Consider the following 20960-nt stretch of genomic DNA (forward strand, 5'->3'; position numbering starts at 1 on the left):
AGAAAGGCCTGCTGAATATAGAGGGTAGATTCCGCAAACACCCTCGATGTCTTCTGATTAATTCGTGCTGAATCAACCGATGAGTGAAAACACGGACTGAATGGTGAACTCCAATCAGATCGTGCTGCAAGATGAGGAGTCTGTGCAGCCTACGAATCAGGAACTTTGCACAACCACTGATTTAAGATCGTAGAGGGGGTGAGAGCAAACAATGGCCGAATACGAGAAACAATATGATCGAATGTTGCGTTGGTTGGAAAAAATAGAAAGTATGGTCAAAGGAGATAGTCAAAGGGTAGATAAAGAAGAGTTTCATGACCACTTTATAATATATTTTCAACTTTGCTACCACCTGAAAGATCATCTTGAAAATGACCCACAAGTTAGTATATCGGAATCAGATGTGGAATCCTTTATCGATACGAATGACCATATGAGTCTTTGTGCTGACATATGTAATGCAACAAAACATCTTACATTAGATAATTCTGGAAGGAGTGGAGAAAAACCCGAATTACATGAAGGGAAAGGCGTGACAATAAGGGTTGGAGAAGGCGATTCACTAGTCACAAAGAAGGTTAAAACAGATTCTGGTGAATTAGATTCCTACGAGCTTGCGAAAGAATGTAAGGAAGCTTGGGACACGTTTTTACAATCTAACAGATTATTCACTTCGTGATAAAACAAATATTACGATATCTACGATGTCAAGCAACGTCTTCGACACACGTCACTGACCACTACCAACCGTATTTACAGTCACTTCAACCGCGTCTGACCCTTTATTCACTTGATGGACTTGAAAGGATGTTCTCTCGATAGTAGTCTTCAAATTCGTTAACTAACATATTCACGAATTCATCCAACTCATCCTCGCCTATTCCCCTAGGATGAGGGAACTCTCGATCAACTACCCAGTCAGCATCAGTATAGAGATTTAGCAAATACGTAGTATCCTCCATTGCGAGTATCACTGCGCCGGTCACGTCTTTCCGAGTAGACAGCCCAAATCCCTCACCGGACATCATCAATACCCCTTCAGCACGTTCAATACGATCAGAGTGTTCTAGCGCTTTGATCCCAGACCTCGTTAGAGGCTTTTTCGGTAGACTACTGAATTGAACGTGCTCTACCCCACATACTGGACATTCTTGGTTAAGATAATCCTTAGACTTGTGTGACTCAATTTTTCTCTTACGCTCTTTTTGATACGTTTGAAAGCTTTTAGATTCAAGAACTTCCTCAGGATTTTCTGATATCCGGTCAAGGATTTTTCAATCTCTCTGTCTGATAAGTCATTGGTAACAAGTTCCGATCGACCGAATATGAACGATCCCCACTCTGGATTGACTAATTCCTGTGGAACACTAATTTTACCCTCATCTGAGACTTTTGTACCATTAAAACCGTCAATGGATGTAGGAGAGATACAGGACACAAAGACCATCTGCGGGAATTTAAAGTATACGTGCATATCTCCTTCTGACTCAGCGATCGTTGCATCGATTCCACGGTCAGAGTAGAATTCCCACTTCTCAGGGAGACCCTCTGCCGGTGTCTCTATATCTCCAAGAAACAACAGGTGATGATCCCGATCTTCATCAGAAAGACTGGAATCCCCTAAAATCAGTTTCCCCCATTCTTCCTTTGTTTGCCGGATCACCGTTTTCGTGGATTCATCAAACTCATCCAGAGGGGTCCGATCGGCCTCAAGAATACGCCAAGAGACAGAAATAATAAATTTTTGAAGCCACTTGCTATATTCAAACTCTTCTTTCTGATCTCGGAGAAATGGATAGAAGATTGCACCTGCGAATTCTCCCTCCCAGTCAGAGAGGATCTGTTCACAGTCATTGCACAGCATCGGCTCTTTGTAGTCCTGTATTCTCGTCTCTGGGTTTTCTGCCGTTCTAAGAAAAGACGTTGCGCCCGATTTCTTGATCCAACGGATTACAAAGTTTGGGATGATATGGCTGTCTACTAACTCTTTTTCCTGTTGACAGAGGGAACATTCCGGTGGCATGAATGCTATTCAGTACTTAACCTACTAACGCTCTTTGGAGGAATTCTTGCACTAGTAGAAGAGATTTCGCGAGCATAATACCTTCACCGACTGCGCCCCGTCTATATGTTCAAACGCTCGATAGATGGCCTCTGTCGTCTGATTCTACGATGTGCATAGAATATAGTGGAGGGTTTGAGATGGAGAATGCTTAGACGAACACGTTGTATACTAACGGACGCGTTCTTTTCGGACTGTACAGCACCGCACAGCAGGCGACTCGATAAATATTCTAGCGTATATTTCCGAGTCTTGACTCACGATATTCTGACCGTGTCAGAAATCGTTCGTCGAAACCGCAGAGGGATGGGGGCGGAGGGTTGGACAGTTCCGCAACGGAGCGTGGTAGTTCAAAAACAACTCCGTCGGTTCAATTGGATAGTGGGCGACTCCCGTACTACGTTGCTACAGGTGGGAGGTGGTTGCTACTAATCTAACACGCTTCTCTGGTACAAGACCTGTGTACTCGCCTGTCACAGGGCGTGGTTCTATACACGATAGAAACCGTCGAGAGGAGGGATTTGCTCGACCGCCATCAAGCCCGTAGATACGGATGCGCCAGCGTCAAGTTCGGACTGTACATTCCATCCCTCGTTCTGATCTGTTGGCTGTATCGATGCCAAGGCGGTCGCGCATGGTCGGTACTGATGCTGCCTACTCTCGACCGACGTCAACCTCGTCAGAGCGGACAGCGATCGCGATCAGAGTAGAGTATAGCGAACTGGCTGACTGTCTGGTCGGAACTAGCACAGTCGAGCGCGACTTGAGCTCGATCAACTCGATCAATACTGTTGAAATGCTTAGCGGGTGATAGGTTTGATACGGTGTACTGAATACAGAGGATGACTTCAGCACGGCGGTTTCGGTCGTCTCACGCCGGAGCCAATGAACCTTAGTGGAGGCACTGGAAACATTCAAGAACAATGCCGAGTAGACAAACGTCACAGACACTGCCGGTTCAACTAAAATCCCCTGAAAGAGAAGTCACGCGACAGCTGAAGAATGAGCACTATCATCGCGGAATGGAGTAATGAAGAGGTTATCATATGGGAATACAGGCCTCTTCGCGTGTCCATCATCCTCTAATCGGATGACACCAAGAGCTTCTAACTTCGTCAGTTCTGCATGTACGTTCTTTTTGTCGCGATCAACAAGGCGAGCAGTCTCTCGGATACTGGTTGGCGATTCTTCTCGAATTATACGGAGTAGCTTGTATGTTCGCTCATTGAATATCTCACCCAACATTTCCTCATTCGGGAGGGTAATTTTAGCGGGCTGCTCCACAGGCTCTCCATCCTTGAGGGACTGAATCGCTTCGAGTCCCTCTTCGTACATTCCCTCTCCTCCGTCGATCGTCACTAGTAGTATCTTATTTTCTGTCATTGTCTTCACCCATTAGTTGGCCCGAACTTCGGTTTTGGAATCTCGTCCCAGAACCGCAGATATAGCTCCTCAATACCTGGGAAGTTGATAATTTCTGGCTCAGGATCTGGAGCGACGTGAATTTCGTGTCCCTTTGTATCCTCGTGTGCGTTGTCGTATCGACGGATTGTCCCATCTTCCAGAGTCTGCTCGTCAGGTGTGAGAGAGCCGTAGTGGAACGTATATCGCCATCCGGACGGATATGCTGAGTCCGACGTACGACGGATGGATATACGGACGACTGTGCCGTCCTCGTACACGTTGGCTCGTTCGTACCCATCCAAGTCATCTGCATCAGGATCTATCCTCTACCCGTTGGTTATGGAGCCAACGAGTTAAGTCTAGTGCAGGGCAGCCGAGCTCGAGATTAACCAACAATTGCGATCCCAGTTTACTGTGTTGGTTAAGTCCGAACAGACTTTGCGATTCTCTCCTCGAGGGATCGCAAGACCTCCAAATCTCTACGAGAGTCCGAAAGTCCTCCACGTCCGCGATCGACATCGACGTCGGCCTGGACCCAGTCTCGATCCCCAACGATCGCGATCGTTATTGGGCGACTCAAGGCACTGTCCTAGAGGCATCCCCCGATCGATTGCGGGCCACACCCGTCGACTACATCGCACCAATCTAGACGTCGCTGTGTCCGTCTGTGTTCGAATCTATGTGGGCAGAAGGCGCTCTCTTTCCTGCGATATTCGGCGTCCGAGAGATCAAATATGTTCCAAACGAGGATCCTCAGGATTTCGACAACGGTTGCGCCCCAGAAGGCTGTGAAAAGGCACTGTCGACTCGTCAGCGCGATCGGTAGGACCCCTAAATGGTTTGCCGTCTCGATTTCGAGGCGCCAACTGGATGCCCGATCGGCCTCGAGGGGGTTGGCGTCCGCCTCAAGTGGGCTCACTTGGCGCCGACGATCGGTTGACCAACAATCGCTATTGTCGACTATCCTGTTGGTTAAATTCGAACGGATTCCCACACACTTCACGATCGATGACGTCGGTGTCCGCTTCGAACAGGACTGGATCCCTAATAAGTGCGATCACTTTTTTAAAAATTGCTCCGACTATCAAGAACTAATGCCAGTAAACATACTTATCGATTCGATCTGGTCGAATGTTTCCATTTTCTGTTTTGCCATTCACTTCCATGTGCTCCGTTGCAGTCTTTCTTTCTGCATCAAATGACCCCAAGTCCATTTCCTTAGCATGACTTTCAAGCGCAGCGAATGATGATCGATTCATACCTGAAGATTTGACAATCTCTTTCCACCGTTTCAAATCGTCTATAGTTACTTGATTGGCTAAATGTATTTTCTGAGCAATTTTATCATATTCAGATAGAATGTTCGCCACTCTTCTCGAAGAATTCGCAAGTTCAACATACAATTCCGCATCTAATGTCTCGAGAAGTGTTCGCCGATCTAGTACTTTTTGGCAAAAAAGTACCTCTAATAGTTCGATGTGGGTAACTTTCCTCATGAACTCACCTTGCTGTGAAGGTTGTATATGTTGTTTTATACGTTTGTAAAGCCCTTGGCTTTTAGCTCGACCAACATAATAAATGTTGTTTGCTTCATTCGCTAACTCTTCAGACAATGGATAGTAATCTGTATTATCTTTATTGGTTATGACTTTTTTATGTACTCTACATAAATTTCGGCTGCTTTTTGGAGATATATACTTTCTTGGAACGCGGTTGAACCGTTTCCGACCACTTAGATGGTCTGATGTGGCTATGTATTTATCCTCGTAGGCTGGCCTGCTATCGTTTATATTACATTTGAGCAAGTATACAGCAAAGTCGTAGGTTCGATTATTATAGGTAGATTCTATTAGTTGTGGCATCACAACTCCTATTCAATTTCAGTATAGAAAAGTGTAATTTCCACAATAACAGTACATCACATGCATATTTTCGAGGGTTTGGCGGTTATATATTTAATTCGCCATCACGACTTGGTACTAACTCGTGGCGGCCGGTAGTTGCAGTGGCTCTGGTGAACCCCTCAGCAGATGACAGGAGGTGGCTGCTGAATACCGAGGGTGGAATCAGCAAGCAGTCATCATTTGTTTCAGCCAGTCAGACCAGTACGATCGTTAGGTAGGTGTGCTTCTGTAAGAAGGAAAACGAATTTCCTGACTGACTCGTATCGATGCGTATGCCCAATCCGTACGAAGTCCTCGGAATAACAAAAAATGCAAATGAGGTTGTTGTTGAAGCTGCATATCGAGCGCTGGTAAAGGAACACCATCCAGATCACGGTGGGAGCCAAGAGCGTTTCCAAGAGATTCGGGATGCGTACAAGCAGATACAGAACGGTGACCCCACCGCTGGTACCACAGACGGTGCCAGTACGTTCAGTGGGTTTGCTCGCGGACTTGTGGCGCTCGGTACACCTGTTAGTGAAACGTCGATAGAGAGCACGCTCGCAGATGATTTGACAATCGAAAAGGACCCGCTTCGCGTGTCTCTTGTCGGACTGTTTCGAACCGACATCGAACCACTCGCTTGGCCCCATGAGGTCGATTCTATCCAGACTGAGGACCGATTTCTCTGTGTAACTCGCGTCGAGAACACCTCCGAGTACGTGCAAAAGTGGAATGGGCTCAGTAAAACGAAATTCGTCGGGAGTGACGGGCAAACTTATTCACCGACTCATGATTTAGCATCGACAGAGACCGATATTCCACCCATTGTAGACCAACGTGATACGCAGCTATCTCCACAATTCTCCACCAACTACAGTAAACTTGAACCGAAATCATGGACGCTTGGGATAACGGTCGCGCCGAACCTTCCAGGGGAGGTGGATATTCAGCAGGTGTCCTATACCCATAGTGTATTTGAGGGGCATCAGACCGATGGGATTGTGAAGGAAAAGATTCGGTATGAATTCTCGATTACTCCGGAGAGGCAGCAGCAGATGCTTTCGCTTATCGCGCAGGAACTGATGGACGAAGTCCCGGAAGAAACACCGTTGCAAGCGCTCACGCCTGTGGAAGACACCTCGGCTTCAACGCAGATTATGGAGGGCAATTCACAATCTACGCAGGATGGTCCTGAGTCGCAGCAGGCTTCGACACCAATGACTGATGACTCTGGTTCGGTGAGTGCTGGTTCTTCGGCGAGACATGGGTTTTCGGAGCAGGATCGGGAGCGAGTGGCAGATATTGTTCGCTTGGCACCGACGTCGAACGGGGAACTCGCTTCGTCGTGGGGTCTCGAGACAGGAAAAGAGGCATGGGAGTACCTTTCGCAGCACCTGGATGACTACTACTATCGGAACAAAAATAGTCGTATTGAGCCGACGGAAGAGGCAGTTCAGATAGTTAAATAGCCGATCTGTACTTAGTGATTCTCACGACGATTGATGTTGCCCCAATCTATGACCGACTTGTGCTTTCTATTCAACACGGATGCTGAAAACAATCGTCAACTGAGGATTTCAACAGAACCGTTGCGGTATACTCTGGCATAACTAGCAGTCGAGGTCGTAGTAGCCTCTAGGCCACGATATCTGCCGTTTCAATACCTAGAGACTCCGGCGCTTGATCGATATCCACGTTTTGATGATGCATCTGCGATCGCGCCAAACTGGAGTTCCGCTTTGGTCATTCCATCGGACACGTTAGCTTCTGGGTCGGCAGTGCCGGCATGGGGCAGTTGGTTCGCGACGTACCGAGCTATTGCAGTAGCTGGCTCTCTGTTTTTGTCAGCCGGAAATATCTTGAGATCTGTATTTGGGTCGTCATTAATACGGACTGCGCCAGACGGTATCTCGTGTGTGTCTGGATCGAATTCCCGAATGTTTGATGGGAGTTTCTCCTGTGCCCGACAGACTATCGTTTCTAGATCCGTCTGGAGTCCGTTAACATCAGTCTCGTCTGCCCAGACGATTAGGTGCCAATGCGGTACGCCGTTTGTCCCAGTTCCTGCCTCGATTAGCGCATACTCTGCGTTTCGCTTCTGTCGAAGTCGGTATTTAATCGTTTGTGCTGCCCCATCTATTCCTTCTGCGAGAACCTGCTCATAGTCCAGTATCGGTCCATAATTGGAGTCCATAGGACTATATTTCCCAAAAATAGTGGCCAGTCCGACTAGAGGGTTATCAAATTCTGCGCGGAACGTCCTGTCGGCTTTGTATATTGCAGCCATTTTTTGCTTAGCCCTCTGCTGAAGTCCGCCCATGTATCCATTTGCGTCAGAACTTGCTTCTTCACCTATGCGGTGGTTTCGGTAATTCTCCACAGCTACATTCCAGGATACTGGACGGCCATTATCGGAGAGGTACCGGTCTGGGAGTTCGTCTGCAAGCGATTCTGAGGCAAATGAGATTTTATCTGCATATACCGATGTATTTGTAGAGGGAACTGTAGTCTCAACTTTGGCGGTATTTACCTCAGACATTCGGATCACTGCACAGATCAGCCGATTCTTTTTGCCTTGTATCTCTTGAATTCAATACTGACTCAATCGGGACTGGTGAGTATTCATCGCTGGCGTGTAGTCTTCGGTGCTGTGACTGCTCTATTACACAAACGCCACTTGGAATATCGAGTTTGATTCCTGCACTTTGGAAGGTTGGAGTCAAATGGTGTACTTCCGCATTCTCAGAGAAAACGTCTCGAGGATCGTTTTCAACGAGTGCTACAAGTTGATGTGTACGAATCAGTGTATTGCTCTCTCGGTCAACGTACGTAGTATACCCTCTTCCATCAGTAAATTGATCTAGCATGCGACAGACGAGCGACCGCGGTCGGTGTTTCTCCAAATAATCGTACACGTGGTGTCCGATCGGTCTGGACCAAGAGAATCCTGAAAAGAAGTACTGTGATTTCAGACCTTTGTGTCTACAGCCTCTCTTGCGAATATATTAACAGATGTATTGTAATTACCATGGATCTGTTTCAAAGTACCAGGGTTATTCACTTTTCGTTAGTAGATACCTCAGATAGCGAGTCCAGTGCATCGGTAAGAGTCTCGTGGAGGGCTGTTTTGGCAGGAAAATCCTGGTATTCCCCATGGATGCGATGGATTTTTTCGAGTTTGTCAGATGGTACAGTTATAGTCGATTTCGAGTTATCAGGCATTGCGACAGGGAGGAGGTGGTTCGTGGACGAATACCAGCGATAATTAGAGTCCTATAGTTTCTCCTCATGGATCAGTAGTCCAAGCGAATACTAAATGCGAACAATGTAGGTAATTACCCCGTCATTGGGTTCTCTGGAGTTGATTATTTTTGCGAGTCTTCTCCCCCAACCTGCACTATACGGGCTCTAACTGCATATAAAAAAACGAGGCAGTAAATGCTAGTCCCAGAATGAGATAACAGTCGCCTGAAAGAGGGTCGAAGTCGCGGAGTCCGACCGATTCTCACCTCGACCTCTACTTGAACTCGAACATATTCTGGTCCCCAGAGAAGATCGGCCGACTGGACGTCTGGTTCCATCTGGCCTCACCACTCAGCCGTCCCTCAAGAGTCTCAGGCCGGTGTCAGACGATCCGCCGTCTCGAGCGGTCCCAATGTGGGCTTAGCCTCCAACCGCCTCAAACGGCTCTTGTCCCCGTCTCAAAACCTCTCAACTTCACGTCCGTCTGAATCACCATGCCTCGATTTCTGACTGTCCGAATCTGTTTGAAAACCTCTCCATAGCAGCTGAGTTTGGTCGCTTGGGTCCAAATATCTCCGAACCAATCGTCTCCTTCCAGTGACCTCGCACGACTAGTGACTGGAAAAGCCTTCTAATTAACCATAGTTCAACTAAGTCTCTACAAAAACTCTCAGAAATACTTATAATTCTAGAGATTGTATATATTGTATACGCTGAGATATCGGGATTTCAACCCCGGTTTCTACTATTGTCGCACCAACTGTGGCCTAAGTCGCAAGCCACTGGTCGAAAAGTACATCCGCATATACCAGAAGCGTTCTTGTCCCATAGTGGGCATCAACGCTACGGACACATCGGAGTACGGGGATTCCCGGAAACACTGGGGAAACAGTGGCACTCGAACGAGTGTTTGGCTCTCTTGATTGGGAGTATCTGCGCTTGACGTAGATAGAAAAGGACGATGTGGAACGTGAGGATTGTGGACAATTTAATTGGACGAGTTTGCAGCTGTACGGGACGAAGGGAAACAGTAGCATCAGAAGTGAACCAAGATTAGCTAAGCACGATTCAACCCCGCAGACGACGGCTCGAAACGATCTAAGAATAGATCGCCGAGCCTTGGACTCTCGCTTTTCTGCTTGGCAGCAGAAAACCGGTTCGTCAATACTGCGATAGGGATGGTCCCCTGTAGAAGGCGATACCACCCTCTTATAGCACCGATCCCTCTTGCGGTTGCAGTGGGCGCGAGTGCCGGATGGACGGTAGCCCGGAACGCGCAACGCAGTGAGCGCAAGCCCGGACCGTAGGGAGCACAGCGCAGCGAGCGACCGGCCTCGTTCCGGCCAGGGAGCGCCCAGTACAATCGAATGATTGACTGCAACTAGCTATGCTTGAGCAGATCAAACATTAGCACAGATAATCCGAACAGCCTGCTATTAATATGAATGTAAATCACTATATTCTGATAGTATTTATTTCACGGGTTAATATATGCGCTGAGACCTATTCTAACGTCATGGGTCAAAAAACAGAGCAGAACAATCCAAAACAGAAGACTGATTCAACAACTAACCTTGTGGTTGCAACCGATGGGGCATCGAAAGATAACCAAAATGAAGAAAACCGTCGGGGCGCAATTGGCTACATCGTTGAGGAGAAGAACGAACATGTCCGAGAGCACAATGAACTGTTAGGGCATGACCCTGAGTGGACGAACAATCGTGCAGAGTATCAAGCAGCTATCGAGGCACTCAACTGGGTTCTCTCGAACTATGACCGAGCCAGTTGCTCAGTCCGACTCCTATCTGACAGCGAGCTCATGATCAAACAGATTCAAGGAGAATACAGCGTAAACAGCCCAGATATCAAGCCGTACTTTCGGGAAGTTACCGACCTTGTCGAAGAGTTCAGCCAATTCGAACTGGAACATCAGTCACAAGAGCCTGGAAACCGAATCGAGCGGGCTGACGAGCTCGCTGGTCTGGCTTTCGATGATTGATAGGGAGGAGCCGACGGTGTCATAGAAGTCTTTCCACAGCACTAATTTCTACAGTGGATTTAATAGTAGATAGGTCGGTGAAGGTACCGTTGGCATTTCTACCAATTACAAACGATGTTCGTACCGTTGTGCAAATGACACAGGGCGCGTATGCAGCAATCGAACTGAACAGTTCGGTGTAGCCCTATGAGTGCCGAGGCCACCGATTTACATGTACCACTTCTGTTTTCTCATAGACTGTCAAACTACAGTCGTGCCTGAAGAAAAGTACACAAATCAATCGAGGAGAGAGGTTGTTGAACGACTTCAAGTATGACTGGATAGGCAGTGTAGAAAACTTCAAGTTGCTCGAATTGATAGTTTCTATAAATGAAGTATCACGGTTATGACCGAAATGGAGGTGGATAATGTCATTGGAGCCATGGAGAGGACATCCTGTTGAAGATTCTCCTGATGTTCTTCAGGTCCCTGCTGCTAGTGATAAAGAAACAGAAAACGAATGCCTAGTATATTGTCTCTGGATGTCCGTCCAGTATGTTACTAACTTTCATCCAGAAGATTGGGTGAGAGAAGAGGCAACTACTCTAGATCTAGATGAAATTCGATCTAATCTCACCCTCAGAGAAGCAGGCTGGGTTCCTGACCAGAATGATCTTGATGACGTTTCGGATTCGGTTGGCCCAATCCGTTTTGAACATAAACTTAAACAAAAATCTCCTGCGCATAGTACACTTGAACGGATTATCACGAATCAGTTGAACAAAGACATGCCAATTATACCTATAATCAACGCTCGAATTCTCCGAGAAGATAGAAAAGGCGGTGTTCATGCAGTTGTTGTCACTGGAATGGATGATGACAGCATAGCAATTAATGATCCTTGGGGTTATCTGTATGACACAGTAAACAAAGAGCGCTTCGTGAAAGCGTGGGATGATACAGTAAATCAAGTGATCACAGTCTCAATTGGAGAACAACAAGCAATTTCGAACGAGGATCAGAAAGGAGGTGATTTACAATGAGCTTGGGAGATGGACGGATTCCGGAGAAAGAAGCGGAACAAGAAGCAGAAGAAGAACTCCGACTAAATATTGGTAATCTCCCTCACCTGGGGACGTCTAGTGACGAAAATGGTGAATACCGTTTCCCAATCCTCATTAGTCTCCCTCGAGTCATTTTCAATCAAACTGAAGAGGGTGTAGAGGCTGTTGATGTACGCTTCCTATCGGAAGCGGAGATTGGCGAGATCAGAGTTGATGCCCAAACGGGAGATATCATAGATAGAACCGACGTCGATGAGATTAATTCTCAAATCAGAGACCGTCGACGTGAAATTGAGCGAGCAGTGCAAAAAGCCCTGATCAAATCGTCCGCAAAGAAGTTCTCACTATTGCCCTATCCTACCCACCGCTACACCCCAGTCCAAGACATGTTGTCTGAAGTGATACTCTCTGGCGAGATCCCTGAAAAGCGGTTCCAAGAGTTGAATCACGATAACAGAGAAAAATACGAAACTCATCTCTCAATTCTGATGGAGGTTAATCTCCTCCAGAAGCGGGATGGGTACATCGCCGCGGATGATGAGCTCATTCAACTTCAGGCGGACCACGATCGGCCATCAGAGACCTTGAATGAAGCGATGGCCCATCTCTTAGAAGAGAAGGTAGACGATATTGAGATGCTAGAGAATATCCTTGGACCATATCTTCGGATCGCAGGCTACTACTATCGACGCGCAATTGAGTCCGAAGACCTGCCCAAAGTTAGCAAAAAAGACATCCGTAGGCAGATGGAGAAGGAGTATAGCGGTGAACAGAGTCGGATCAAGCAATTGCAGACAGCTAGATATCTTCTTCAGCTAGAACAAGTTGGATTACTTGAAAGCACTACAGAATATGGAAGTCGAATGTGGACAGGGGAGGAAGATGTTAAATCAGACGTTCTGGATCAAGAGAAGCAATTGAGCCCAATCGCAGAAATAATTGCCACTTGATCCTATTCTCATACTATTCCTTGAGTAGCTAAGAGGATAACAAAGTTAGGAAGTGAAGCAGAAAGAGTGAGAGCTATTCTAGACTCTGGGAACCACAGAAATTCGATAAGATCTCGTGAATCAATATACCAAAGAACGGGTACAAGAATATCTATTAAACCAGCCCAAACGACTAAAACTGTAGTCAAACTCTCTGAGCCGGTGATTTGCAGACCCAAGAAAAGAAACAATCCAAATATCCCAAACAAAAACGATAACGAATAGCCAATCGTGAGAAGATCTGTTTCTTCTTGCGATTCTGCTTCTTCGCTTCCGATAGCAGGTAGTTCGCTTCTATCAACCTCTTGATCTGATCCTTCTGGAGGAGTAATATTGAGGCTTAAATCGTTTTGTATGCGTTTTATGTAATATTCCCAGCTAACGGATGCCACGAGAATAATGGTTCCCACGGTGATCAGATAGATTCCAATCATATAGGACATTCAATTACGATTACAAATAAATATATTGATCGGCACCTGAGAGGTATTTCGTATTAGGTGAATTTTTAGTCTAGGAAAATGTTATGATACCTATGTTGGATACAGTCGCAAAAGTCAATCTCTTCAAACAAACTTTCTTGCCAGTGAATACGCTGACAGATGAATGTCTAGTTCACTTTTATGAAGATGGTATAGCAATCCCGGCCGTTGATCGGGCAAGGATGGCGACTGTTGATGTCACAATCCAAGCCAGCGCATTTAGCTCCTACAATAGCTCGGGGCTTGATATTGGAATTAAACTCAAAAAATTGTCTGACGCGTTAAATATGGCTAAGAACTCGGATATGGCTCGTATGCACTTTAATGAAGAGGATCGACTTCTTGAACTCAATGCAGGAAATAAAGAATTTGTTCTTGGTCTTATAAATCAGGACGAGATTTTAAATCAGCCAGAAATGCCCAACATTGATCATCCAGTTCGATTTACCATATCGCAGGATGAGCTGGAAGAGACAATTAAAACTGCCGAACTCTTTTCAGACGAGTTGACTTTTGTGTGTTCTTCTGACTCACAGCAAATAGATGTGCTTGCTCAAGGGGATGTTGACCGTACTGTTGTTGAACTAACTAATGAAGAATTAGAGGATCTAATAGTTGGAAATATAGAGAATGAATTCAGTCTAAAATATTTGAAAAAGATTGTTTCAGGTATTCCTTCAGATACAGCCGTAGATATCCAACTTTCACATGATCGCCCCATTGAGATACACTATTCAATTGCTGATGGGCTTGGAAGAGTCAGTTATGCTCTCGCACCCTACCAATCATCATAGGACTTAGATTCCATAGATCCCCTTAGCATTTTCAGACACTATCTGGCTCTGCGGCTTGAGCTTTTCAGCAGAAATGTAACCATATATTATACCTCATCCGATATTTGATCTCATATGGGAGACGGAAGACGTCTCACGACAGACCGTTATTTTGGTGACCTTGACACTCGTCTCAGTAATCTAGAGGTTGCTCTGGAGACTCTAACAGTGCTTGGCTCTTTGGAGAGCAGCAACTACGAGGAGACAGTAACCAGTGAGTCAGAGATACGATCCAACCAGACCTAAAGATGATTGGCCATGCCGATCAAGAACTCTGGTAGAAGAGTACTGAGGATTCCCTGGGTCAACTGGCCAACAGGCTTAATCGGAAGTGGTCGGATACCTCAATTGGCGGGGAGTGAAATACTGTCGTTGCTGATGGTATCCGTTCGCTTGAGACATCCTAACCCGCCGGTTGATCAAGACCGCTCGTCGCCCATCCAACCGACATGCGGTCTTTGATCACCTATCCACACCCACCAGAGAAGGAACTGAAGTCGGCCATATTAACTATTCATTTATCAGGGATCATAACAGAGATCGCGGAAATTAATAATGATCTATTACCGGTATCTAAAACAGTGTTGTGATGATTATGCCCTTATATGAGTGTCATAGTCAAACTTAGAGTCCCGACAGATGATTTCCTTTTAGAAGATGCATTAGATAAACACCGCAGTACAACTGTTGAACTTGAGCAGCTAATTCCTGTTCAAAAAGACATCTTCCCACTATTTTTTGCATGGGGATGTGAAAATCATACTCAATTTGAGGAATTGGTTCGGAAAGAGCCGGAGGTGGATCAGTTAACAACTGTAGAACAAATGGAGAACGGAGTTCTATACCGTGTTGACTGGGCTGAATCTGCTGAATATTATTGTCAGGCCATAACCCAAACAAATGCATCTCTCCTTCAGGGTGTTGGAACACACGAGGATTGGTATTTTGAACTTCGATTCATGGATTCAGCTGATGTCTCGGTATTTCATAATAAGATTAAGGAAATAGGAGTACAGTTTGAGGTAGAAACGGTTTACCAAATGAAAGAGCTGGGCGATAGCGGATATCATGGGTTAACACACCGACAACGAGAAACACTGATTAGTGCATATGAGGAAGGGTATTACGACGAGCCGCGTGAGGTTACGCTCTCCGAATTGGGAGAGAAACACAATGTGTCTTCTGGAGCAATAAGAGGACGTTTGAGAAGAGGAATATCAACGTTGATTGAGCATACACTTCTCAAGCGTATATGACTCCCCTTTTAAAGACCTGTGTATATTTACCACTACAACCACCCACCTCACTCGATTATATGATAATGACGTGACTGAAGAAGACCGCAATACTGTTCTACCCAGTAAGAACACCGATACAGTGCTGTATACTACTTGGAGGGATAACAGAGAAGGAGAGAGCCTAAGTATGGCAGTCATTAGGGCTGTTGCAGCTGTCGACAACTCTGACCCATTGGAGATGGAACCAATTTATGCATATATAGACCCGGATGCTTTGGACACAATTTTCCAAAATTATGATGGAAACAATATAGTCGAGTTTGAATACATAAAATATAAAATAAAAATATTCAATGGAAAGCGGATCGACATCTCTCCTTTAAGTGGTGCCAACAACTGAATAACGGGCGGCGTTGGTTGATACGGAATGATCTTATTCATCAAACATACATAGGGATATAATGAAACACCACTACGACATCCTTGGGGTATCTCTGGATGCCGATCAGAAGGAGATTAAGCGTGCTTATCGAGCACTGATAAAGGAACATCATCCCGATCACGGTGGCTCTCAAGAGCGATTTTTCCAACTTAAACGAGCATATGAAGCGGCGACTGGGATAGATGCGGAGACAAACACAGACTTGGGCGTTCTTGAAGATAGGGAATCTACCGAGGATAAGCATCCGGAAAATGTGTATGGAAGAAGCCTATCGAAGCCCGAGTCTGATCCGACATACGATCCTAAATCAAAAGTGTGTAGATCGAAAACCGGTTATGAGTTACGCGCTGACGGAGACCTATTGACTGTATCGCTTGTCGCACTGACAGACAATGTTCTACTTTCATCGCTCGCTGGCGAAATTAACTCGAATATCCGGCGGCCGGTTGCATTCTTCGAAGTGAAAAACACCAGCGATAAACCACTAGAGTGGCACGGGCAGGCAAACACGACATTCATCGGTGACGACGGATTTATGTATGAGGGATCAGATATTATCTCGCCGTACGCGACCGCTCTTCCAGAGCGATGGTGCGCTACGCAAGTCTTGCTCGAACCCGGCCGCGTACTTGATGCAGTAGTCATCGCTCAGAATGTTCCCAAGGAAGTTAGTATCAAGACGGTCATTTATACTCAAGATCTCATAAACGAAGCAGCAGAAGATACTGAACGCTATCTCTTCGATATCAAGCCAGAAGTCAGAAATACCCTTAATTGCATCCCATTCGATCTCGTGTAAGATTCTGCGCTATTCTCGACAATAGCACTTATCTAACAGGTTCTACTGACATAATGATAGAGCAGCAAGTATTGATACGATTTTTAATCGCTGCCAATACTTATATCAGGTTCATAATCTCTAGTCATACCAAGCATGTCTTCATTGACGGAAACGCTCTCTACTGAAAACGTGGTCGCCTCCACAAGCATTGAGCAGGAATTGGATCTCGAGACGTTGTCTGGTGATCTCGAAAGCGTTCGTTTTGACCCAGAGAATTTTCCAGGTTTAGTTTATCGAGCGCAAAATCCGAAAGCTGCATCTCTAATATTCCGCTCTGGCAAGATTGTTTGCACAGGAGCCGCCTCCGTAGAGGACGTCGAAGTTGCTCTTGGGAAAACCTTCGATACTCTCCAAGAGTTGGGTCTGGAAGCCCCAGACGAACCTGACATCATTATCCAGAATATCGTGACTACTGGTGATCTTGGTGAACAGTTGAACTTGAATGCGATTGCTATCGGCTTCGGATTAGAGCAGATCGAGTATGAACCGGAACAGTTCCCAGGCTTAGTGTATCGACCTGACGATCAAGATGTGGTCGTCCTCTTGTTTGGAAGTGGGAAGCTGGTGATCACTGGCGGGACACGTACGAAAGAAGCGGAAACCGCTATCGAGAGTGTTGCAACGAAACTCCGTGATCTAGGTCTTCTGTGAGAAGCCCAACTCCCCCTTAGAGATCAGCTCATGAAGATTTTGACACAGGGATGGTTCGAGGATCTATTGGGCTATGGATATTCCAAGAGTAGCCGCTACGAGGAGAGAGTCATTAGTGAGTCAGAGATTCGATCGACGTCGAACTGAAGATGATTGATCATGCGGCTCGAGGAATCGATTAGAAAATGAATGATAGCTACTGTCGCTACTCTTTTCGAGTTCTAAAAACCGTCTCGAGAGCATCGCAGCTATACATGTCCTGAGCGTGACAAACTCACCGAACCGATACCATTGCCTGCATTTCTTGCTATCGATATAGACCGGATTATCGCTATTATCCAGCGCTATTCAGATCTTGACCATCTCTTCTGACTTCTCGATTCTAACTGTCACTGTAACCGTCTCGTTTATCGTGGTACTCTTCTCCCTCTTGGGTCTGTGATTCGCCAATCTCAACCAGTGTATGATAGATTTCTTTGTTTTGGTTAGGTATTATCTCGTCCACATCATGCTGGGAATCAGCACAATACGAGCAAGGTGTCATTCCCCACTCAAGGGCTGCTGTTGTTTTCCATGTGCGCTTTGAATCTGGACAATATGAACAGTCCTCTGAGACATGAAAAACGCGTTTTTCCGTTGTTCGCTGGACATAAGCCGTATCCGGCAGGTTGTCTGTCCTAATCGTAGTGTTCCCGCTCTCGTCGGCCGTGGATTGATCTTGTGTCATAGGGATCACGATGTTCTATGCAGTTATCTACAACTGTTCTCAGTTAACACGCTCCAGGCAGTCGCTGAATTTTGTGTTCTCGACCTATCATCTTCCCTATCGATTTGCTTCCACATTATCAGTGACTGGATCATCATCATAGATAAGAACACGCTCGTCACTTTTGACAAGAACTGTGTACTCTGCGATCTTGAATTCGAGACCGACATAGCAACCGGATGCCTGGGCATGATGAAGGAATCTGTCCATTGCTTCCGTTTGGATCTGATCGTACAGTGGGCCGACATCTGTATCGGCAATACCCTTGAGAGCAGCCAATCCTTTCACAACTGCGTAGGTTGGTGATTTGTCATCACTGTAATTAACTTCAATCATAGTTCCTCCATCAGCGATCGGATATTCATTCTTATGAGGCAACATATACGATAAACTGAACGCAACATAATTGTAGTTCATGGCCAATATATTAGGTAACAGAACTTTTTTTGATAATATGGGTGGATGCTACATTTGGAGTATATACGAATGCATGGTGCTATAGCTGGTACGAGTACAGTTCTTGAGAATCGATTAAATAAGTCTGAAACAATTTAAAATCATATATTATAATTACATCTCATGAATTCGAAGCAGTATCGCAAGCTTTGCACAGACTACTGCAGTTCCGAGGAGAGCAAGACCCACCCCTAAAACAGTGATAAGTGTTCCTTCAGTTGATCCCATTTTGAGCATATCACTACCGAACATAGTATGTAAAATATGACGTCCAGTGAAATACAGGATCACCCCATATATAGAACCCAGGAAGCCAAGGATTACGAGTATTTGTCGCCCCATGGGTCAGAAATACCCTATCAACCTAAGAAACTTAGGGCCGATTCCGCGACTTTTATACAGCACGAATAGATATGAAATTGAACTATACTGATGAAGAATGATCCTCGGAGAGTTCGCTAAGGAAACACTGAATAATACTTCCCAAATCTTTAATCGCGTTTGGATCTAACGCGATAGCTGTCCCCGATTTCTCTCCATGAGGAAAGTGGAGTTCTATTGCTTCAGCAAAGTGACGCACTATGCAATTCAGTTCTCCATGGACATACATCTGTTCGGTGTGTTCCTTTCCTAATGAATCGAAGGATAAATCATTGAAGACGGTTTGTATCTCATTTTTAGAATATAAGTCTTCAATATCACCTCTTACATACAGTAATTCTCTTTTGTCTTCGTCGAAGTATGCTACGCTCCGCACTAAGGTGCCCGCTTCTTGTTGTATGAAGGTGACTAGCTCTTCAGCGCGATTCTTGCACATTATGTGATTTCGATTTACACTCTAAGTAGAAAAGAGTAATCGCTAGAAATCCCACATAATTACGTTTGAGATAGGATATAACTCACCGTACCTTCCTAGCTGTAATTATCATTCAACAACTTCGACTGTTGCGGTAGTCTGCTCCTGTAGATGTAATTCTACTGCAGGTTCGTTCCCTATGAGCATACTGAGCAAACGCCGCCATTTTGGCTTCTGACTTTTACCGATTACCACGACATCTGCATCCAACTCAATCGCTTCAGTTGAAATCGTTTCTTCTACAAGAAACCCGCTCCTAGTGATTACAGTAGGTGAATGTTCCTCAAAGAGAGGGGAGATTGCGTGACGTATGTCATTCCGATGAGTTTTATCACCGTTCTGAAATAGATTCACATGAAGGACGTAAATATGTCCTTTTTCGACGGATTTTCGGATATCGTTTGCAAACATAAGCGTCTGAATGCTCTTTTTTGTTAATGGATATCGAATTGGAGTTAATATCGTTGTTTCGTTCGTTATCATGATGATTTAGAGCGTATCATCATATCTGCGAGTAGGACAGAATATATAATTAGTGGCCAATCGCAATTTCCTTACAATAGATAGTATTGCTTTAGAAGTTTCAACTATCTATTGCTTCAAGAGATAGGTTGATGGTTCCTCTAAGATCATCAATTGCACCAGCGTCAACTGCTGCCATAAGTCCCTCAGTCTCGCTTAAAATAATATGTAATTCTGTGGCATCTTCAAAACACCGTAATGTACATTGCAACGACCCATGGATATACATTGACTCTTGATGCTGATTACCGATCGCTTCTAAGCGAGCTTCTCGAAAAACACGGTCTAAGTCTCCATTTTTGTACTCTGTCTCAATCTCTTCTCGGATATGTTCAATATTATTCCCATCACCATCGTAGTAGCAGACACTACGTAGGGCGTCACCAAACCTTTCCTCAAACTGTTCGTAGAGCCGGTTTGCTTCGGCAGATGCCATAGTAGATAACGTCTACAATCCCCAATAAATTCGATGGCCGTAGAGGTGAGTCAGAGTACTTATATCCTCTATAGATTGATATGGGATCTATGTTTACTAACAAACGCGATTTGTTGTGCAGAAACCATCGGCTATAGTCAATAATAGTGCAAGTTGCACCTTCCAGCTTTCTAATGCTCGGTGATAAAACCTAGCCAATTATAATAAGTACTTTCAATAATAACTCAATATTACATGAGTGAAGATATCAACTCATCCGAACTCTTCCTCGGAGGAGCGGGAAGAATAATGTCAGATGAGTCGGAACAATATACTCTATCCATTGGATCCCAGGCTACGGATCAAGATATTGAAAGCACCGAAAGCAGCATTTCTAGCATTGACTGTGAGCTTGAGGAACTAATGGAACAAGTCGTCAACACCTTACCAACAAACGGGCTCCAGTTTGAAGAGGCGATCATCAAAGAGAACCTCGAAGAGGTCCTCCTGATGCTCATTGCGCTTCATGGTGAGACACACGGAAAAGAACTCCTCACGGACTTGACTCACCATTTCGATGTCCAGCTGAGTCCCGGCACTGTGTATCCATGCCTCCACGAACTTGAGGAAGAAGAGCTCCTTGCGATGCACGCCATGGTACGCACGAAGGAATACTCGATCGAAGACGAAGATGCTGCTCGTGCGACCATAGAACGAACAATGGTCCAGCACCTCGCATTCGGACTTCTACTGTACGCATTTCTTCCTCGACTCTGATTATACCGAAAGTGATTCCACGAGTTGCTCATTGACATACATGAGTAGTTCTTCG

The 20960-nt window shown here is 45.4% G+C and carries 22 protein-coding genes; 11 read left to right on the forward strand and 11 right to left on the reverse strand.

From position 1 onward, the window contains the following. Positions 1-211 precede the first annotated feature (211 nt). On the forward strand, positions 212-679 hold the full coding sequence (locus tag ACSFC7_RS12510; RefSeq protein WP_436343092.1) for a hypothetical protein: 468 nt from the start codon (positions 212-214) through the stop codon (positions 677-679). Positions 680-782: 103 nt separating this feature from the next. On the opposite strand, the gene ACSFC7_RS12515 is transcribed toward ACSFC7_RS12510, so the two are convergent. From ACSFC7_RS12515 to ACSFC7_RS12535, 5 genes are all read right to left on the reverse strand, one after another. Next, complete coding sequence (locus ACSFC7_RS12515; protein WP_436343093.1) at positions 783-1025, reverse strand: hypothetical protein; 243 nt, start codon at positions 1023-1025, stop codon at positions 783-785. A gap of 104 nt (positions 1026-1129) precedes the next feature. Then, positions 1130-2023 (reverse strand): hypothetical protein, encoded by an 894-nt coding sequence (locus ACSFC7_RS12520; protein WP_436343094.1) that lies wholly within the window; start codon positions 2021-2023, stop codon positions 1130-1132. 1023 nt (positions 2024-3046) lie between these two features. After that, on the reverse strand, positions 3047-3445 hold the full coding sequence (locus tag ACSFC7_RS12525; protein ID WP_436343095.1) for a winged helix-turn-helix transcriptional regulator: 399 nt from the start codon (positions 3443-3445) through the stop codon (positions 3047-3049). A gap of 5 nt (positions 3446-3450) precedes the next feature. Beyond that, entirely contained in the window at positions 3451-3789 is a 339-nt protein-coding gene (locus ACSFC7_RS12530; RefSeq protein ID WP_436347954.1) for a toxin-antitoxin system TumE family protein, read from the reverse strand. 768 nt (positions 3790-4557) lie between these two features. After that, positions 4558-5328, reverse strand: coding sequence for a hypothetical protein (locus ACSFC7_RS12535; protein ID WP_436343096.1), 771 nt, complete (start codon positions 5326-5328; stop codon positions 4558-4560). Positions 5329-5642: 314 nt separating this feature from the next. Here ACSFC7_RS12535 and ACSFC7_RS12540 point away from each other — a divergent pair, with 314 nt between their 5' ends. Continuing rightward, on the forward strand, positions 5643-6821 hold the full coding sequence (locus ACSFC7_RS12540) for a DUF5797 family protein (RefSeq protein WP_436343097.1): 1179 nt from the start codon (positions 5643-5645) through the stop codon (positions 6819-6821). 188 nt (positions 6822-7009) lie between these two features. Here the strand turns inward: ACSFC7_RS12540 and ACSFC7_RS12545 are convergent, their stop codons facing one another. Then, a complete protein-coding gene (locus tag ACSFC7_RS12545) occupies positions 7010-7891 on the reverse strand; it encodes a hypothetical protein (protein WP_436343098.1) in 882 nt (293 codons plus the stop codon). 2220 nt (positions 7892-10111) lie between these two features. Here ACSFC7_RS12545 and ACSFC7_RS12550 point away from each other — a divergent pair. The 3 genes from ACSFC7_RS12550 to ACSFC7_RS12560 all read left to right on the forward strand — a co-directional run bounded on the left by ACSFC7_RS12550 (position 10112) and on the right by ACSFC7_RS12560 (position 12587). After that, positions 10112-10594 carry a ribonuclease HI family protein gene (locus ACSFC7_RS12550; RefSeq protein WP_436343099.1) on the forward strand — a complete coding sequence of 161 codons (483 nt, stop codon included), beginning with the start codon at positions 10112-10114 and terminating at the stop codon, positions 10592-10594. A gap of 407 nt (positions 10595-11001) precedes the next feature. Next, positions 11002-11616 (forward strand): hypothetical protein, encoded by a 615-nt coding sequence (locus ACSFC7_RS12555; protein WP_436343100.1) that lies wholly within the window; start codon positions 11002-11004, stop codon positions 11614-11616. Continuing rightward, positions 11613-12587: a hypothetical protein gene (locus ACSFC7_RS12560; protein WP_436343101.1), complete on the forward strand. Its 975-nt coding sequence runs from the start codon at positions 11613-11615 to the stop codon at positions 12585-12587. Before ACSFC7_RS12555 ends, ACSFC7_RS12560 begins: the two co-directional genes overlap by 4 nt. Before the next feature lie 8 nt (positions 12588-12595). Here the strand turns inward: ACSFC7_RS12560 and ACSFC7_RS12565 are convergent, their stop codons facing one another. After that, positions 12596-13060, reverse strand: a complete 465-nt coding sequence (locus ACSFC7_RS12565) for a hypothetical protein (protein ID WP_436343102.1) — start codon at positions 13058-13060, stop codon at positions 12596-12598. A 101-nt stretch (positions 13061-13161) separates the two neighbouring features. Between ACSFC7_RS12565 and ACSFC7_RS12570 the strand changes: the two genes are divergently transcribed. From ACSFC7_RS12570 to ACSFC7_RS12590, 5 genes are all read left to right on the forward strand, one after another. Beyond that, the gene (locus ACSFC7_RS12570) at positions 13162-13902 is read left to right on the forward strand and encodes a hypothetical protein (protein WP_436343103.1); all 741 of its coding nucleotides are present in this window, start codon (positions 13162-13164) and stop codon (positions 13900-13902) included. Between the two features lie 644 nt (positions 13903-14546). Continuing rightward, on the forward strand, positions 14547-15197 hold the full coding sequence (locus ACSFC7_RS12575; RefSeq protein ID WP_436343104.1) for a helix-turn-helix domain-containing protein: 651 nt from the start codon (positions 14547-14549) through the stop codon (positions 15195-15197). Between the two features lie 70 nt (positions 15198-15267). Beyond that, positions 15268-15579 carry a HalOD1 output domain-containing protein gene (locus ACSFC7_RS12580; protein ID WP_436343105.1) on the forward strand — a complete coding sequence of 104 codons (312 nt, stop codon included), beginning with the start codon at positions 15268-15270 and terminating at the stop codon, positions 15577-15579. 61 nt (positions 15580-15640) lie between these two features. Continuing rightward, positions 15641-16420 (forward strand): J domain-containing protein, encoded by a 780-nt coding sequence (locus tag ACSFC7_RS12585; RefSeq protein WP_436343106.1) that lies wholly within the window; start codon positions 15641-15643, stop codon positions 16418-16420. 135 nt (positions 16421-16555) lie between these two features. After that, on the forward strand, positions 16556-17113 hold the full coding sequence (locus ACSFC7_RS12590; protein ID WP_436343107.1) for a TATA-box-binding protein: 558 nt from the start codon (positions 16556-16558) through the stop codon (positions 17111-17113). Positions 17114-17936: 823 nt separating this feature from the next. On the opposite strand, the gene ACSFC7_RS12595 is transcribed toward ACSFC7_RS12590, so the two are convergent. From ACSFC7_RS12595 to ACSFC7_RS12610, 4 genes are all read right to left on the reverse strand, one after another. Next, complete coding sequence (locus ACSFC7_RS12595) at positions 17937-18215, reverse strand: HalOD1 output domain-containing protein (RefSeq protein WP_436343108.1); 279 nt, start codon at positions 18213-18215, stop codon at positions 17937-17939. Positions 18216-18759: 544 nt separating this feature from the next. Beyond that, positions 18760-19152 (reverse strand): DUF7522 family protein, encoded by a 393-nt coding sequence (locus ACSFC7_RS12600; protein WP_436343109.1) that lies wholly within the window; start codon positions 19150-19152, stop codon positions 18760-18762. A gap of 108 nt (positions 19153-19260) precedes the next feature. Further along, the gene (locus ACSFC7_RS12605; RefSeq protein ID WP_436343110.1) at positions 19261-19602 is read right to left on the reverse strand and encodes a universal stress protein; all 342 of its coding nucleotides are present in this window, start codon (positions 19600-19602) and stop codon (positions 19261-19263) included. Positions 19603-19774: 172 nt separating this feature from the next. Then, positions 19775-20149 (reverse strand): hypothetical protein, encoded by a 375-nt coding sequence (locus tag ACSFC7_RS12610; protein WP_436343111.1) that lies wholly within the window; start codon positions 20147-20149, stop codon positions 19775-19777. A 234-nt stretch (positions 20150-20383) separates the two neighbouring features. Here ACSFC7_RS12610 and ACSFC7_RS12615 point away from each other — a divergent pair, with 234 nt between their 5' ends. After that, entirely contained in the window at positions 20384-20905 is a 522-nt protein-coding gene (locus ACSFC7_RS12615; protein WP_436343112.1) for a helix-turn-helix transcriptional regulator, read from the forward strand. The last annotated feature ends 55 nt before the right edge of the window (positions 20906-20960 follow it).

Source organism: Natronorubrum halobium (genome assembly GCF_051351675.1).
In the GTDB taxonomy this organism is placed as follows: domain Archaea; phylum Halobacteriota; class Halobacteria; order Halobacteriales; family Natrialbaceae; genus Natronorubrum.